The sequence below is a fragment of the Mesorhizobium sp. L-8-10 genome (assembly GCF_016756635.1).
Classification (GTDB): Bacteria; Pseudomonadota; Alphaproteobacteria; order Rhizobiales; family Rhizobiaceae.
Genome location: NZ_AP023263.1, coordinates 4352039 through 4365763, shown reverse-complemented (window position 1 = coordinate 4365763; position 13725 = coordinate 4352039). Strand labels below are relative to the sequence as shown.

Sequence of the window (13725 nt, the reverse complement as noted above, 5' to 3'; positions counted from 1 at the left end):
GCTAGGAATTGTCGAACGAGGCGCGGTGCCCCGATGCCGCACTTGGACTTGATCGCACTCTGCTACTCGACTGAATCCGCGACCGCGTCTGCAGTAGCCCTGACATCCTTACCGATACCGCGAACCGTGTTCGCGCAGGATGAAAGCGCCAATGCCGAGACGATCACGGCGATCGGGACAAGTCTGGACAGTCTCATCATCGGTTCTCCTCGCGAATATGCTCAGATTGAGAAATGCGGCAGTACGAAAGTAGTTCGATGAAGGCAAGCGGCAAAGGCATGGCGCGCAGATCGGGAGACCTGCGCGTCATTGCCTGCGGCATGATTGCCCGCGAGGTTTTGGCGGTTAAGGAGAAGCTCGGCCTCGACCATCTCGATCTCAAATGCCTGCCGGCCGAACTGCACTATTATCCGGACCGGATTCCGGCGGCCATGGAGACGGCGATAGCCGAAGCCAGGGCCGAGGGGTTCCAGCATGTCTTTGTTGGCTACGGCGATTGCGGTACCGGCGGGCTGCTCGATCGCGTCCTGGAAAAGCATGGCGTGGAACGGATTGCCGGCCCCCATTGCTTCGCCTTCTATCAGGGCCTCGCCGCCTTCGAGGCACAGGGCGATGCCGATATGCTGGTCTTCTATATGACCGACTTCCTGTGCCGGCAGTTCGAGGCGTTCTTCATCAAGCCGCTAGGGCTCGACCGGCATCCGGAACTCGCGAAGGACTATTTCGGCAACTACGAAAAGCTGGTCTTTCTCGCGCAGACGGACGACCCCGATCTCGACAAGGTGGCGGAAGATGCGGCAAAGATGCTGGGCCTCGCTTATGAGCGCAGGTCGACGGGCTATGGCGATCTGACCAGGGCGCTCGACCGGGCCGCCACCGCGGTGAGGTGACGAGCGAGGGGCCGACGGCCTTTTCGTCAGCCCAACGCCCGGAGGCAAAGCATGGATTTCCGAACCCGCCTGTTCGCCGCGCTGCTGGCATTCGTCCCCTTGCCCGCGGCCGCCGACGGCGTCGTCGACAAGATCATGACCGCGGCCGACAAGACCCGGCTCGCCGGTTACGAGGCGGCCCGCACCAAGGCCATCGCCGAGGCGAAGGCCGGCGGCGGCGCACAAGACGTGGCCGTTCTCGACCAGATACTGGCGAAGCCCCCAATCTCCTTCTCGGATTTCGATATGACCGGGAACTGGCAGTGCCGCACAGTCAAGGTCGGCGGGCTCGGCGCGCTGGTGATCTATGGTTGGTTCAAGTGCAAGGTGACCGACGACGGCTCCGGCTGGATGCTGGAGAAGCTGACGGGCTCGCAACGCACCAAGGGGCGCTTCTATACCGAAAGCGACACGCGTCTCATCTATCTCGGCTCCTTCTACGTGGCCGGAGACCCCGCCAAACCCTATGGGAGCGGCCGTGAGAGCGATCAGGTCGGCTATGCCGTCCGCACCGGCCCGAGCGAATGGCGCATCGAACTGCCCCTGCCGGAATATGAATCCACGCTCGATGTGCTGGAGTTCAGGCGCTGACCCGTCATCAAGGTTTAACCGGCCGCGCGCATAGTGAGGCTAGCAGGCATCGCGTGGGAAATCGGGGCTGGGGCAGCACTGCATGAGGCAGGAGATCGCCGGACATGAAGGCGACGGGATAGGCGCGCCGCGACGGCGTCGACCTCGACGCCTGTCGCAGATCTTCGAAAAGATCGCCCGCGAGGCTGAAGGTCGCGTGTCTCTGGCGAGCATCCGCGACGGCCTCGGCGACCGCAGCTTCGCGGCCCTGCTGGTGCTTTTCGCCGCCTTCAACATGATCCCGCTGCCGCCCGGCGCTTCGGCCGTGCTCGGCCTGCCCATGGTCATCGTGGCCGCGCAGATGACGCTGGGCAGCCGGCGGGCCTGGTTGCCCGGCTTCGTGATGAACCGATCGATCTCGGCCGAGCAGTTCCGCACGGTCATCGACTGGGCGGTGCCACGGCTGGTGCGGCTGGAAGATGTGATCCGCCCTCGCTACTGGCCGTTCTGGCGGCGCCGCGGCGAGCGTGTCGTCGGCTTCGTCGCGCTCATAATGGCGATCGTGGTGACGCTGCCGATCCCGTTCGGCAACTGGCTGCCGGCCTGCACCACCGCGCTGCTCGGCCTCTCTTTGGTCGAGCGCGACGGCATCCTGCTCGCGATCGGCGGCGCGGTCGGCATCGCCGCGCTCGCGGTGACCTTCTTCGTGGTCGGCGCCGCGGGCGTCGCCACCCACGCCGCGCTCGGCTGGATGTTCTAGCCCGACCATCGGCTCGCCTCGCCACCAGACTTCGGAACGCCGCAGGATTTGCCTTTTGCGATACTGTCGCGCGTCGCTTTTGAATGCACCCGCGTCGTCCGATGAGAAGCGGGCCATGGCCCGTTGCGGCAATGCTCCGACAAACAGCGAAACGAGCAGCAAATGGCCGATCTCATTGTCGTCTACTGGCGTGATATCCCCGCCCAGGTCATCGTGAAGAAGGGCCGGCAGAGCGCCAAGCGCGAACTGCCGCTGCGATTCACCGAGGCGATCGACATGTGCGCCATGCGCACCGGCGCCGGCGATACCGACGCCTATCTCGCCGAATGGCGCAAGGCCGACCCCGTGCCTGTCGGCGACGATCTCGAAGCGGAGGCGGAGAAGGCCTTTCAGGCGCTCGATGCGAAATACGACCGGGAGCGGCTGGTCGCCCTGGTCAAGGCAGGCGGCAAGGAAGATGTCTGATACCCAGCCGATGGTGACCCAGGCGACGCTCGTCAAGAAGGCGGCGCCCAAATCCGACTACAAGCCGGCTGACGTCTCGCCGCAGAGGCGCGTGCAGCGCCGCTACACGATGCGGCTCTGGTCCGTGCGGCATTCGCGATTGCTCGAATGGTTCTACGGCCACTTCGCCGACATGTTCCTGCTGCTCCATCCCTTGTGGAAGGGCATCGGTTATGCGCGCGTCGAAGGACCGGTGACGTTCGTCGAGAAGCGGGTCAAAGGCCTGATGTTCGACTGCCGCATGTGCGGCCAATGCGTGCTCTCCTCGACCGGCATGTCCTGCCCGATGAACTGCCCGAAGCAGTTGCGCAACGGCCCCTGCGGCGGTGTGCGGGCCAATGGCAATTGCGAGGTCGAGCCCGACATGCCCTGCGTTTGGGTGAAGGCCTGGGAAGGGTCGCGCAACATGGTCCATGGCGACAACATCCTCGCAGTGCAGAAGCCGGTCGACCAGTCACTGCGCGAGACCTCGGCCTGGCTGCGCGTCACCGCGCTCGCCGCCGCGGAAAAGGACAAGGCCAGGACCGCGGCATGATCGAGAAACGCCCTCCCCAGCGCGACGAGAATCCGGAAGGCATACACCTGCCGCTTGAACCCTTGCCCGGCCATTCCTCGCGCGGCCGGCTGGAACGGGTGCTGCGTCGCGGCGAGTTCGCGGTCACGACCGAGCTCAACCCGCCGGACAGCGCCGACCCGGAAGACGTCTACAACCGCGCCAGGATCTTCGACGGCTGGGTCGACGGCATCAACGCGGTCGACGCCTCGGGCGCCAACTGCCACATGTCGTCGGTAGGCATCTGCGCCCTGCTGACCCGCATGGGTTATGCGCCGATCATGCAGATCGCCTGCCGCGACAAGAACCGCATCGCCATACAGGGCGACGTGCTGGGCGCGGCAGCCATGGGCGTGGGCAACATATTGTGCCTGACCGGCGACGGCGTGCAGGCAGGCGACCAGCCCGGGGCGAAACCCGTCTTCGACCTCGACTGCATGTCGCTGCTGGAGACCGTCCGTATCATGCGCGACAACGGCAAATTCCTGTCGGGCCGCAAGTTGACCACGCCGCCCCAGCTTTTCCTCGGCGCCGCCATCAACCCCTTCGCGCCGCCTTACGATTTCCGGCCTTACCGGCTGGGCAAAAAGATCGCCGCCGGCGCACAGTTCGTACAGAGCCAGTACTGCTTCGACGTGCCGATGTTCCGCGAATACATGAAGCGCGTGCGCGACCTCGGTTATGCCGAGAAGTGCTTCATCCTGGTCGGCGTCGGCCCGCTGGCATCGGCCAGAACCGCCCGCTGGATCCGCTCCAACGTGCCGGGCATCCACATCCCCGATGCGGTGGTCGAGCGGCTCGAAGGCGCGCAGGACCAGAAGAAGGAAGGCAAGAAGCTGGCGATCGACATCATCAACGAGGTGAAGGAGATCCAGGGCGTTTCCGGCATCCATGTGATGGCCTACCGCCAGGAGGAATATGTCGCCGAGATCGTCGACGAATCGGGCGTGCTGAAAGGGCGAAGGCCCTGGAAGCGCGAACCGCGCAGCGACGACCATGTGGTCGCCCAGCGGCTCGACCACATCCTGCATGACAACGTTACCGAGTCCCAGATCGACATGGTGAAGACCGCGCATTGAGTGAGTGTCAGGCGGCGCAGCTTGCTTGATAGGGCCCAGACAACGATATAAAGAAATCTTTATATCCCACGGAGAGGATAATGACCCGTACCATCGTCGCCTCGGCGACCAAGGAAATCATCATCGGTTTCGACCAGCCGTTCTGCGTCATCGGCGAGCGCATCAACCCGACCGGCCGCAAGAAGCTGGCGGCCGAGATGGTGGCAGGCAATTTCGACACGGTCCGCAAGGACGCGCTGGAGCAGGCAGCAGCCGGCGCCACCATGCTCGACGTCAATGCCGGCGTGACCGCCGTGGACCCCAACGCGACCGAGCCGGCGCTGCTCGTCCGGACGCTGGAGATCGTCCAGGGACTCGTCGACCTGCCGCTGTCGATCGACAGCTCGGTGACAGCCGCCATCGAGGCCGCGCTGAAGGTCGCCAAGGGCCGGCCCCTGGTGAACTCCGTCACCGGCGAGGAGGAGAAGCTCGAAGCGATCCTGCCGCTGGTCAGGAAATACAACGTGCCCGTCGTGGCGATCTCCAATGACGAGACCGGCATCTCTATGGACCCGGACGTACGTTTCGCCGTGGCCAAGAAGATCGTCGAGCGGGCCGCCGACCATGGCATCCCGGCGCATGACGTGGTGGTCGATCCGCTTGTGATGCCCATCGGCGCGCTGGGCGACGCCGGCCGCCAGGTCTTCGCGCTGCTTCGCCGCCTGCGCGAGGAACTGAAGGTCAACACCACCTGCGGCCTGTCCAACATCTCCTTCGGCCTGCCGCACCGCCATGGCATCAACGCGGCCTTCATCCCCATGGTGATCGGCGCCGGCATGACCAGCGCCATCATGAATCCCTGCCGCCCCCAGGAAATGGAAGCAGTGCGCGGCGCCAACGTCCTGGCCGGCACGGACGAGCACTGCACGACCTGGATCAAGACCTACAAGGACTACAAACCGGCCGAAGGCGGCCATGCAGCCCCTGCCCCGGTCGCGGTCAACACGCCCGGCGACGCCGCCGCCGGCAACGGCGGACGGCGCCGCGGCGGCCGCGAGGCGCGGCTGGCGAGAGGGTAGATGAAGTGGTGCGTCCTTCGAGGCTCGCTTTGCTCGCTCCTCAGGATGAGGACGGAAGGCGCACTGCGTCCGCTACTTGGAGAACTCGGCCCGTCCGAACAGTCAGGACGACGGTAGGGTTGCTCCCAACATCTAGGGTTGGCGGATCCAAAATGCCGGGCCGCAACTTCCCTCATCCTGAGGAGCGAGCGAAGCGAGCCTCGAAGGACCCACCACCTTATTTGCTGAACAGCCTAAGGGGCCTTGGCGACAAGGTAGCCACGACGAGAAAGCTCCGGCAGAGATTCGTAGGCAAGCGCGATAAGCGCTTCTTTCTTGCGTCGCGACCATCCCTTCAGCTGCTGCTCACGCGCGATCGCATCGGTGATGCGGTCGTAGGTTTCCGTGAACACGAGCTCAACGGGGCGCCGCCTCGTGGTGTAGCCGTCGATAGGCAGGTTGTTGTGTTCCCAAACGCGTGCCTCGACAGCCTGCTTGGTCGACCCGACATAGTAGGAATCGTCAGCGCAGCGGAGAATGTAGACGGTCATCTCAAACGGCATCAGGCTCCCCCCTTGGAAACTCGCCCAGCTTCCAGGAGAAATTCTGCCACGAGCACGCATCGAATGACAACGTGTCGGCGTTTCAACGATCTGGTGCGTCCTTCGAGGCTCGCTTCGCTCGCACCTCAGGATGAGGACGGTCGGCACACTGCACTCCCCCATCCTGAGATGGGATCAAGAAGCGCACACCTTCCTCATCCTGAGGTGCGAGCGAAGCGAGCCTCGAAGGACGCACTCCCGTACCCTCGGCCAAAAAAAGCGAGCCAATCTCCTCGCCTTGAGGACAAAATAAAACGCGCCGACCTTCCTCACCTTGAGGAGCGAGCGAAGCGAGCCTCGAAGGAGGCACCAAATTGAACCCTCCCCCCAACATCACCGACCCGCTCGTCCTGTTCATGCCGTCAGGCAAGCGCGGGCGGTTCCCGAGAGGCACGCCCATCCTCGACGCGGCACGTTCCCTCGGCGTCTATGTCGAGAGCGTGTGCGGCGGGCGCGCCACCTGCGGACGTTGCCAGATCGAGGTGCAGCAAGGCAATTTCGCCAAGCACAAGATCGTCTCCTCGCTCGAGCACATATCTCCCAAGGGAGCAAAGGAAGAGCGTTACGAGCGCGTCCGCGGCCTGCCGGAAGGCCGCCGCCTCTCCTGCTCGGCGACGGTCGAGGGCGATCTTGTCGTCGACGTGCCGCAGGACACGGTCATCAACGCCCAGGTCGTGCGCAAGGCGGCGACCGACCGCGTGATCGAGCGCAACGCCGCCGTCCAGCTCTGCTATGTCGAAGTGGACGAGCCGGACATGCACAAGCCGCTCGGCGATCTCGACCGGCTGAAGGCAATGCTGGAGAAGGACTGGGGCTGGAAGGACCTGCTGATCGCCCCGCACCTGATCCCGCAGGTACAGTCGATCCTGCGCAAGGGCAATTGGGGCGTCACCGCTGCCATCCATCGCGATATGGACACCTCCCGCCCCTTCATTATCGGCCTGTTCCCGGGGCTGAAGAACGAAGCTTACGGCATAGCCTGCGACATCGGATCGACCACGATCGCGATGCATCTGGTGTCGTTGCTCTCAGGGCGCATCGCGGCCTCCTCCGGCACGTCGAACCCGCAGATCCGCTTCGGCGAAGACCTGATGAGCCGCGTGTCCTATGTGATGATGAACCCGGACGGCCGCGAGGCCATGACCAAGGCGGTGCGCGAGGCGGTCAACACGCTGATCGGCAAGGTCTGCGCGGAAGGCGACGTCAATCGCGAAGACATCTTCGACTGTGTCTTCGTCGCCAATCCGATCATGCACCATCTGTTCCTCGGCATCGACCCGACCGAACTCGGCCAGGCTCCCTTCGCGCTCGCCGTCTCGGGCTCGCTGCAGTACTGGGCGCATGAGGTGGATATTGCCGTCAATCGCGGCGCGCGCCTCTACATGCTCCCGTGCATCGCCGGTCATGTCGGCGCCGACGCGGCCGGCGCGACGCTGTCGGAAGGCCCATATCGCCAGGACAAGATGATGCTGCTGGTCGACGTCGGCACCAATGCCGAAATCGTGCTCGGCAACAGCACGCGCGTGGTGGCGGCCTCCTCGCCGACCGGACCCGCCTTCGAAGGCGCGGAGATCTCCTCCGGCCAGCGCGCTGCCCCCGGCGCGATCGAGCGCGTGCGCATCGATCCCGAGACGCTGGAGCCGAAGTTCCGGGTCATCGGCGTCGACAAGTGGTCCGACGAGGAAGGCTTCGAGGCCGCTGCCGCCGCGACAGGCGTCACCGGCATCTGCGGTTCCGCCATCATCGAGGTCGTCGCCGAGATGTATCTCACCGGGATCATCTCCGAAGACGGCGTCGTCGACGGCGCGCTCGCCGAAAGAAGCCCACGCATCATCCAGAACGGCCGCACCTTCTCCTACCTGCTTCGCGACGGCGAACCGCGCATCACGGTCACGCAGAACGACGTTCGCGCCATCCAGCTTGCCAAAGCAGCGCTCTATGCCGGCGTGAAGCTCTTGATGGAAAAACAGGGCATCGATCACGTCGACATCATCCGCTTCGCCGGCGCATTCGGTTCGTTCATCGATCCGAAATATGCGATGGTTCTCGGCCTGATCCCCGACTGCGATCTTTCGGACGTGAAGGCGGTCGGCAATGCGGCCGGCACCGGGGCGCTCATGGCGCTGCTCAACCGCAACCATCGCCGCGAGATCGAGACGGAAGTCGCGCGCATCGAGAAGATCGAGACGGCGCTCGAACCCAACTTCCAGCAACTCTTCGTCAACGCCATGGCGCTGCCGAACAAGGTCGATCCATTCCCGAAGCTCACCGAGCAGGTGAAGCTTCCGCTACGCAAGGCGGCAACCGAGACGGGCGAGCCCGGCGACGGAGCGCCGCGCCGGCGCTCGCGCGAAGAACGGGCGGCGCGGCGCAGAGGTTGACGGCACCCAGCGAGGCTTGGAGTTCCGCGATGGCGGCGCGCCAATGTTTCAGCCCGGTAACAGAAACGGCCAAGGTTGGTGCCCTGCCGCAATCGTCCGGATACACGGCCGCCCCATCATCGTGACAGAAAGCTGTTTCCTCGAACTGGCTAATTCTCGACCTCAGCGTCCGTGGGCACCATGGCGGGGGCTGCCATTGGGCAGGGCGCTCGGCGCCACCGGAGACCAATCCGGTGGCGCTGCTTGCCGGAGGGGCTAGCCATCCGCCGGGGGGCGGTTGACTTTCCCGACAGGTCAGTCAGGCTCGGCGATCCCGCCACAGCCGCAGATCCCGCGCCGATGGAACAAACTGCATGCCGAGCCTGAAAAGCCATTTCGTCGCCTTCATCCTCAAGCACAGCCGCAAGAAAGCCTTCACCAGCCCCGAAGGGCTGCATCGCTGGATAGCCCGTTCGCGCCGGACGCAGGACCATCGGCCCCCGCCGAAGATCGCGGCCCGGATCACCACGACATGCCGCGAGGTCCAAGGGTTCCCGGTCTACGAGGTTACCCCGAAGACGTTTGGCGACATGCGGATTCTCTACCTTCACGGCGGCGCCTATGTCTTTGAAATCACGAAATTTCACTGGGCTCTGATCGCCGAGATGGCCGAGAGGCTCGGGGCGCGGATCACGGTTCCCGTCTACCCGCTGGCGCCCGAGCATGATTTTCACGCCATGTTCGGCATGGTCGGCGAAGTCTATCGCGGCATGCTCGACGAGACGCCGGAAAACGACATCGTCTTCATGGGAGATTCGGCAGGCGGCAACATGGCCGTGGTGTTGACCATGATGGCGGTTCGGGAGGGCTTGCCGGCGCCCGCCCGTCATGTGCTGATCTCGCCCGGCCTTGACATGACGCTCGCCAACCCCGCCGTGCACGCGGTCGAGCGCATCGATCCGTGGCTGGGGATACCAGGCGGGCTCGAGGCGGTCCGCCTCTACAGTGCCGGCATCGAGCGGACGGACTGGCGCATCAGTCCGCTCTACGGCGACCTGTCAGTGTTGCCCAGGACGCTGCTTTTCACCGGGACGCGCGACATCCTCAATCCGGACAGCCTTATCTTCGCCGAGCGTGCGCGCGCCGCCGGCATCGATGTGGATCTCGTTTCGGAGCCCGGCATGATCCATGTCTGGCCGCTGATCGACATGCCCGAAGCCCGCCGCGCGCGCGACCGCATGGTCACCTTCCTTGGCGATATCGGCGGGGCCGGAAAGTCGACGCCGGCCCCGGTCAGAACCGCCCCGTCTCCCTGAACACCTCGAACGCGGCACGGATGTGGTCCGCGGCGGCCTTGACCGGGGGGATGGCGTCGGGCGCGACGATCATGGCAAGGCTGTAGGTGCCGATGTCGGGCATGCCGTCCTTGGGCGTGAGTTCGACCATCTCGGAGCCGAGGAAGGATTTCGGCAGCGGCGCGACCGCGAGATCGGCCAAGATGGCGGCGCGTTGCCCGGCCGTGTGGGCGCTCATATAGGCGACCCGATAGTTGCGCCCTTCCCGCCCGAGCGCCTCCAGCGCACCGGCGCGCCAGGCGCAGCCTTCTTCCCACAGCGAAACCGGAAGCGGCTCGCGCAGATGCGCACAGCCGCCCTTCGCGCCGGCCCAGACGATCGGCTCCGTGAGCAGGATCTCCGTCCCCTCCATGCTCACCTTGAAGGAGTTGGTGAGCAGCGTGATGTCGAGCGTGCGGTCGTCCATGCGGCGGCGCAGGTTGCTGCTCTGGTCGATGACGACATCCACCGCGATCGAAGGATGCGACTGCGCAAAGCGCTTAAGCACGTGCGGCAGGACCCGCTCGCCATAATCGTCGGGAGAACCTAGCCGAACCACGCCGGTGATGTCGGGCACTATGAATTTCGACACCGCCTCGCGGTTGATGGCCAGCATGCGCCGGGCATAGCCGAGCAACATCTCGCCTTCGGTCGTCAGCGAGACCGAGCGTGCGTCGCGCGAGAAGACCGCGCGCCCAAGGATGTCCTCCAGCTTCTTGATCTGCATGGAGACAGCCGACGGCGTGCGGAACACGGCGTTGGCTGCCGAGGTAAAGCTGCCGGTTTCGGCGATGGCGACGAATGTGCGCAGCACATCCAGGTCGAGCAGCGGCAGAGGATGGTTCAGTGGCGCGGTCATCACGGACACTCTTCAATTTTCTTGATTGAGACGATCATTTCATTTCGATTGATTGAACATCAATCCGGAGGGATAGTCAAGCTGCGGACGGACAGATGGCCCGCCCGCCGGACAGAGGAGAAAGGACATGTCGATCTATTCAGCATTGAGCCGCTTCGCCGAGGAGTGGCGCGTGGCCCGCGCCGAGGCGCGTACCTATCGCATCATCGGATCGCTCCCGCTCGAGGTGCAGAAGGACATCGGCTGGCCGGACAGTCCCCGCACACGCAACTATCCGTTGACGCTCGGCTCCTGGGCCGGAGACAAGTGAGGTGAACATGCGTCGAGCGGGGCGCCTGCCGGGTTGCAACCCTCCGGCAGGCGCATCTTTTCGCAGATGCGGAACGCCCGAAGCTATGCATTTGTCGCATGACGCGTTTGAGTGCGTCGCATATCAGGTCAGATTCGAAACTAATCCGTTGTCACAGCTGTGATATTTCCCGCCGGAAGCGCCTGCGCGACGCCAGCTATGTCGCTTTTCATATCAAGCGCTTCGCTTTTTGCGCGTTGTTTGCGTCGCACAATCCCTATATCCGCGTCATCAACGAGCTGCCCCACTCCAGAACGCGAAGGCACCCCGTGTAAACGACTGCATGGAGCTGTGTCATGAAACTGTTTTCCCGCATTTTCGCCGCCCGCCGCCGGACCAACCTGACCACCGAGCTTGAGCGGCAGCGCCTGGGCAACACCATGCCCGGCCAGACGGCGGCGATCGCCGGCGCACGGCTCGGAGTCTTCGTCGGCTGACCACCAGCGCGCTCGACCCGGCGCGCTCGACAACGAAGCGCCGCGCGTCCACCTGGACGCGTAACGGTCGCCTCCGTCACTGTTGGTTGATCCGCGCAACGTGCCTCGGAAGATCGAGCATGGCTTCCGGGTCGATGCGGTAGCCCGGCGCCAGGCGGGCGCGCGAACACCCGCAATGATAGACGACACCGTTCCGGCACCACCGGGACGGTGTCCTGGTTTTCGGCTTTGGGCTCCTCTCTGGTCCCAAAGCGGCATCTGTCGCAAATATTGCTCGGCGGAGCCCATGCAGAGCGTTGACAACAATGTGCTTTCCTGATGACGCTTTGCTGATCGCGACATCAGGTTCGCGTCATGAACGGTGTGTGGAGGCTCCGTGAACGCCATCAAGCATCCGATCAAGAGATCGCTGGTCTTTTTCCTCGTCCCCGATTTCACCATGGTCGCCTTCGCGACGGCGCTCGAGCCGCTGCGCATCGCAAATCGCATGCTGGGCTACGAAGCCTATCGGTGGCGTCTGGCCAGCACCGACGGGAAGTCTGTACCTGCCTCCAACGGCGTGCTCTGCGCGGTCAACACCTCGCTCGAGGAGGAACGCCGCAAGATGGCCGGGCCTGACCGTCCCTCCATGGTCATCGTCTGCAGCGGCATAAATGTCGAAACCTATCACAACAAGTCGGCCTTCGCCTGGCTGCGCGAGGAGTATAACCGCGGCGTGGCGATCGGCGGCCTGTGCACGGGCGCCCATGTGCTGGCGGCGGCGGGACTTCTGTCCAACAAGCGCTGCGCCATCCATTGGGAGAACCTTCCGGGCTTTTCCGAGGCCTACCCGAAAGTGAACGTCTTTGCCGACCTGTTCGAGGTCGACCAGAACATCTATACCTGCGCCGGCGGTACGGCCGCCCTCGACATGATGCTGAAACTGATCGGCGACGACTTCGACGATGGACTGGTCAATCGCGTTTGCGAGCAGGTGCTGACCGATCGCGTGCGCAGCCCGACGGACCGTCAGCGGCTGCCGCTCCGGGCACGCCTCGGCGTTCAGAACGCCAAGGTGCTGAGCATCATCGAACTCATGGAGGGCAACCTCGCCGAGCCGCTATCGCTCATCGAGATCGCGGACGACGTCGGTCTCTCCCGCCGCCAGATCGAGAGGCTCTTCCGTCAGGAGATGGGTCGCTCGCCGGCGCGCTATTATCTCGAGATCCGGCTCGACCGGGCGCGTCACCTGTTGATCCAGTCGTCGTTGCCCGTCGTGGAAGTGGCGGTCGCCTGTGGCTTCGTCTCGGCGTCGCATTTCTCGAAATGCTACCGGGAACTCTATTCCCGCTCGCCCCAGCAGGAGCGCGTCGATCGCAAGCAGTTGCTTGCCGCGTGAAGTGAGGGCCGCAACGATATGCGTCTGAAACCAGAGGCGCCTCATTCATTGCAGGGGCGGCCTACCGCGAATCCCACATGCCCGAGCGATCGCGCCAGAGCTTCTCGCCGACCATGCAGTCATAGGAAGACCTCGCATCCGCAAGGATAACGGGCGGGTGCGCGGCTACCTCGCCGGCCTGACGCTGCCAGGCAGGACCAGCAAGCTCCAGCACGAGCTTGCGGCGCACCGCCTCGGGGAACTGCGACCAGCCGTTGACCGGGATCATGAAGGCGCCCGGCCCGCCGATCACGCAATCATTGTAGTAGCGGTCGAGGTCCGCGACGTCATAGGCGCTGATCAAGCCGCTGTTGGTCATCAGCGGCAGGCCGTTGATGACGATCCCCTGCGCAACCACCGTGTCTCGGACGAGGTCCACGGGAGCGCCCTGGTTGTTCGGTCCATCGCCGGAGATGTCGATGACGCGCTTGGCGCCCTGGAACGGGCTTTCGGCGAAGAGGTCGGAACCGAACTCCAGAGCACTGGAGATCGAGGTACGGCGTGCGCTGTTCGGCGGCGTCGCCGACAGCTTGGCCGCGACAGCCTCGGCATCATCGCGCGTTTCGATGATCGTCCAGGGTACCACGACACGCTGGGTGGTCGTGCCCGCCCACTCGAAATAGGTTACGGCGATCCTGCCGTTCATGCCTTGCCTGATGGCATCGAGCACGTGCTTGTCGGTGAGGGCAGCCGCATAGCCTTCGCGCTGGATCTCGAGTTCCCCCGGAGACATCGACAGCGAAACGTCGACGGCAAGAACGAGTTCGACGTCGACCGGCTCCGCCGCAATGGCCTGCTCCAATGCAAGGCCAGTGAGCGCGAGCGCTGCGCAGGTCAGTGTCCGCCATGGGCGAAGCAACGTCGACATCAGGGCAGTATAGGTGAGGGATTGCCTGAAGAAAGAAAGCCAACCCGTGAAAAGGCCGGCTTCATCT

The 13725-nt window shown here is 64.3% G+C and carries 16 protein-coding genes; 12 read left to right on the top strand and 4 right to left on the bottom strand.

Features of this window, described 5'->3' with window-relative positions:
- Window positions 1-62 precede the first annotated feature (62 nt).
- Window positions 63-197 carry an entericidin EcnAB gene (locus tag JN280_RS20115; RefSeq protein WP_202304527.1) on the bottom strand — a complete coding sequence of 45 codons (135 nt, stop codon included), beginning with the start codon at window positions 195-197 and terminating at the stop codon, window positions 63-65.
- A gap of 60 nt (window positions 198-257) precedes the next feature.
- Between JN280_RS20115 and JN280_RS20110 the strand changes: the two genes are divergently transcribed.
- From JN280_RS20110 to JN280_RS20080, 7 genes are all read left to right on the top strand, one after another.
- Entirely contained in the window at window positions 258-890 is a 633-nt protein-coding gene (locus JN280_RS20110; RefSeq protein ID WP_202304525.1) for a DUF1638 domain-containing protein, read from the top strand.
- A gap of 51 nt (window positions 891-941) precedes the next feature.
- Window positions 942-1520 (top strand): DUF4893 domain-containing protein, encoded by a 579-nt coding sequence (locus tag JN280_RS20105; RefSeq protein ID WP_202304523.1) that lies wholly within the window; start codon window positions 942-944, stop codon window positions 1518-1520.
- A gap of 82 nt (window positions 1521-1602) precedes the next feature.
- Window positions 1603-2259, top strand: a complete 657-nt coding sequence (locus JN280_RS20100) for an exopolysaccharide biosynthesis protein (RefSeq protein WP_202304521.1) — start codon at window positions 1603-1605, stop codon at window positions 2257-2259.
- A gap of 162 nt (window positions 2260-2421) precedes the next feature.
- On the top strand, window positions 2422-2724 hold the full coding sequence (locus JN280_RS20095; protein WP_202304519.1) for a virulence factor: 303 nt from the start codon (window positions 2422-2424) through the stop codon (window positions 2722-2724).
- Window positions 2717-3298, top strand: a complete 582-nt coding sequence (locus JN280_RS20090) for a methylenetetrahydrofolate reductase C-terminal domain-containing protein (RefSeq protein ID WP_202304517.1) — start codon at window positions 2717-2719, stop codon at window positions 3296-3298. The genes JN280_RS20095 and JN280_RS20090 overlap by 8 nt, the downstream gene beginning before the upstream one ends.
- Window positions 3295-4395: a methylenetetrahydrofolate reductase gene (locus tag JN280_RS20085; protein WP_202304515.1), complete on the top strand. Its 1101-nt coding sequence runs from the start codon at window positions 3295-3297 to the stop codon at window positions 4393-4395. The genes JN280_RS20090 and JN280_RS20085 overlap by 4 nt, the downstream gene beginning before the upstream one ends.
- Window positions 4396-4475: 80 nt before the next feature.
- A complete protein-coding gene (locus JN280_RS20080) occupies window positions 4476-5453 on the top strand; it encodes a methyltetrahydrofolate cobalamin methyltransferase (RefSeq protein ID WP_202304513.1) in 978 nt (325 codons plus the stop codon).
- Between the two features lie 233 nt (window positions 5454-5686).
- Here JN280_RS20080 and JN280_RS20075 read toward each other — a convergent pair whose 3' ends face one another.
- Window positions 5687-5983 carry a GIY-YIG nuclease family protein gene (locus tag JN280_RS20075; RefSeq protein ID WP_244741789.1) on the bottom strand — a complete coding sequence of 99 codons (297 nt, stop codon included), beginning with the start codon at window positions 5981-5983 and terminating at the stop codon, window positions 5687-5689.
- 407 nt (window positions 5984-6390) lie between these two features.
- Here JN280_RS20075 and JN280_RS20070 point away from each other — a divergent pair, with 407 nt between their 5' ends.
- Together JN280_RS20070 and JN280_RS20065 are read left to right on the top strand one after the other, a co-directional pair.
- On the top strand, window positions 6391-8415 hold the full coding sequence (locus tag JN280_RS20070) for an ASKHA domain-containing protein (protein WP_202314912.1): 2025 nt from the start codon (window positions 6391-6393) through the stop codon (window positions 8413-8415).
- Window positions 8416-8768: 353 nt separating this feature from the next.
- Complete coding sequence (locus JN280_RS20065) at window positions 8769-9710, top strand: alpha/beta hydrolase (RefSeq protein WP_202304509.1); 942 nt, start codon at window positions 8769-8771, stop codon at window positions 9708-9710.
- On the opposite strand, the gene JN280_RS20060 is transcribed toward JN280_RS20065, so the two are convergent.
- Window positions 9688-10587, bottom strand: a complete 900-nt coding sequence (locus JN280_RS20060) for a LysR substrate-binding domain-containing protein (protein ID WP_202304507.1) — start codon at window positions 10585-10587, stop codon at window positions 9688-9690. The genes JN280_RS20065 and JN280_RS20060 overlap by 23 nt on opposite strands.
- A gap of 127 nt (window positions 10588-10714) precedes the next feature.
- Here JN280_RS20060 and JN280_RS20055 point away from each other — a divergent pair, with 127 nt between their 5' ends.
- The 3 genes from JN280_RS20055 (at window position 10715) to JN280_RS40320 (ending at window position 12751) form a co-directional block, all read left to right on the top strand.
- A complete protein-coding gene (locus JN280_RS20055) occupies window positions 10715-10897 on the top strand; it encodes a hypothetical protein (RefSeq protein WP_202304505.1) in 183 nt (60 codons plus the stop codon).
- 335 nt (window positions 10898-11232) lie between these two features.
- The gene (locus JN280_RS20050) at window positions 11233-11373 is read left to right on the top strand and encodes a hypothetical protein (RefSeq protein WP_202304503.1); all 141 of its coding nucleotides are present in this window, start codon (window positions 11233-11235) and stop codon (window positions 11371-11373) included.
- Between the two features lie 439 nt (window positions 11374-11812).
- Window positions 11813-12751 (top strand): GlxA family transcriptional regulator, encoded by a 939-nt coding sequence (locus JN280_RS40320; RefSeq protein ID WP_446720849.1) that lies wholly within the window; start codon window positions 11813-11815, stop codon window positions 12749-12751.
- Window positions 12752-12812: 61 nt separating this feature from the next.
- Here the strand turns inward: JN280_RS40320 and JN280_RS20040 are convergent, their stop codons facing one another.
- Window positions 12813-13658 (bottom strand): DUF1194 domain-containing protein, encoded by an 846-nt coding sequence (locus JN280_RS20040; RefSeq protein ID WP_202304499.1) that lies wholly within the window; start codon window positions 13656-13658, stop codon window positions 12813-12815.
- Between the last annotated feature and the right edge of the window lie 67 nt (window positions 13659-13725).

Bases quoted from the DNA above. Each gene is read 5' to 3' on its own strand.
- JN280_RS20115 (WP_202304527.1), bottom strand. From the start codon at position 197: ATGAGACTGTCCAGACTTGTCCCGATCGCCGTGATCGTCTCGGCATTG.
- JN280_RS20095 (WP_202304519.1), top strand. From the start codon at position 2,422: ATGGCCGATCTCATTGTCGTCTACTGGCGTGATATCCCCGCCCAGGTC.
- JN280_RS20065 (WP_202304509.1), top strand. From the start codon at position 8,769: ATGCCGAGCCTGAAAAGCCATTTCGTCGCCTTCATCCTCAAGCACAGC.
- JN280_RS20050 (WP_202304503.1), top strand. From the start codon at position 11,233: ATGAAACTGTTTTCCCGCATTTTCGCCGCCCGCCGCCGGACCAACCTG.
- JN280_RS40320 (WP_446720849.1), top strand. From the start codon at position 11,813: ATGGTCGCCTTCGCGACGGCGCTCGAGCCGCTGCGCATCGCAAATCGC.
- JN280_RS20040 (WP_202304499.1), bottom strand. From the start codon at position 13,658: ATGTCGACGTTGCTTCGCCCATGGCGGACACTGACCTGCGCAGCGCTC.
- JN280_RS20100 (WP_202304521.1), top strand. From the start codon at position 1,603: ATGAGGCAGGAGATCGCCGGACATGAAGGCGACGGGATAGGCGCGCCG.
- JN280_RS20055 (WP_202304505.1), top strand. From the start codon at position 10,715: ATGTCGATCTATTCAGCATTGAGCCGCTTCGCCGAGGAGTGGCGCGTG.
- JN280_RS20090 (WP_202304517.1), top strand. From the start codon at position 2,717: ATGTCTGATACCCAGCCGATGGTGACCCAGGCGACGCTCGTCAAGAAG.
- JN280_RS20075 (WP_244741789.1), bottom strand. From the start codon at position 5,983: ATGACCGTCTACATTCTCCGCTGCGCTGACGATTCCTACTATGTCGGG.
- JN280_RS20080 (WP_202304513.1), top strand. From the start codon at position 4,476: ATGACCCGTACCATCGTCGCCTCGGCGACCAAGGAAATCATCATCGGT.
- JN280_RS20105 (WP_202304523.1), top strand. From the start codon at position 942: ATGGATTTCCGAACCCGCCTGTTCGCCGCGCTGCTGGCATTCGTCCCC.
- JN280_RS20085 (WP_202304515.1), top strand. From the start codon at position 3,295: ATGATCGAGAAACGCCCTCCCCAGCGCGACGAGAATCCGGAAGGCATA.
- JN280_RS20060 (WP_202304507.1), bottom strand. From the start codon at position 10,587: ATGACCGCGCCACTGAACCATCCTCTGCCGCTGCTCGACCTGGATGTG.
- JN280_RS20110 (WP_202304525.1), top strand. From the start codon at position 258: ATGAAGGCAAGCGGCAAAGGCATGGCGCGCAGATCGGGAGACCTGCGC.
- JN280_RS20070 (WP_202314912.1), top strand. From the start codon at position 6,391: ATGCCGTCAGGCAAGCGCGGGCGGTTCCCGAGAGGCACGCCCATCCTC.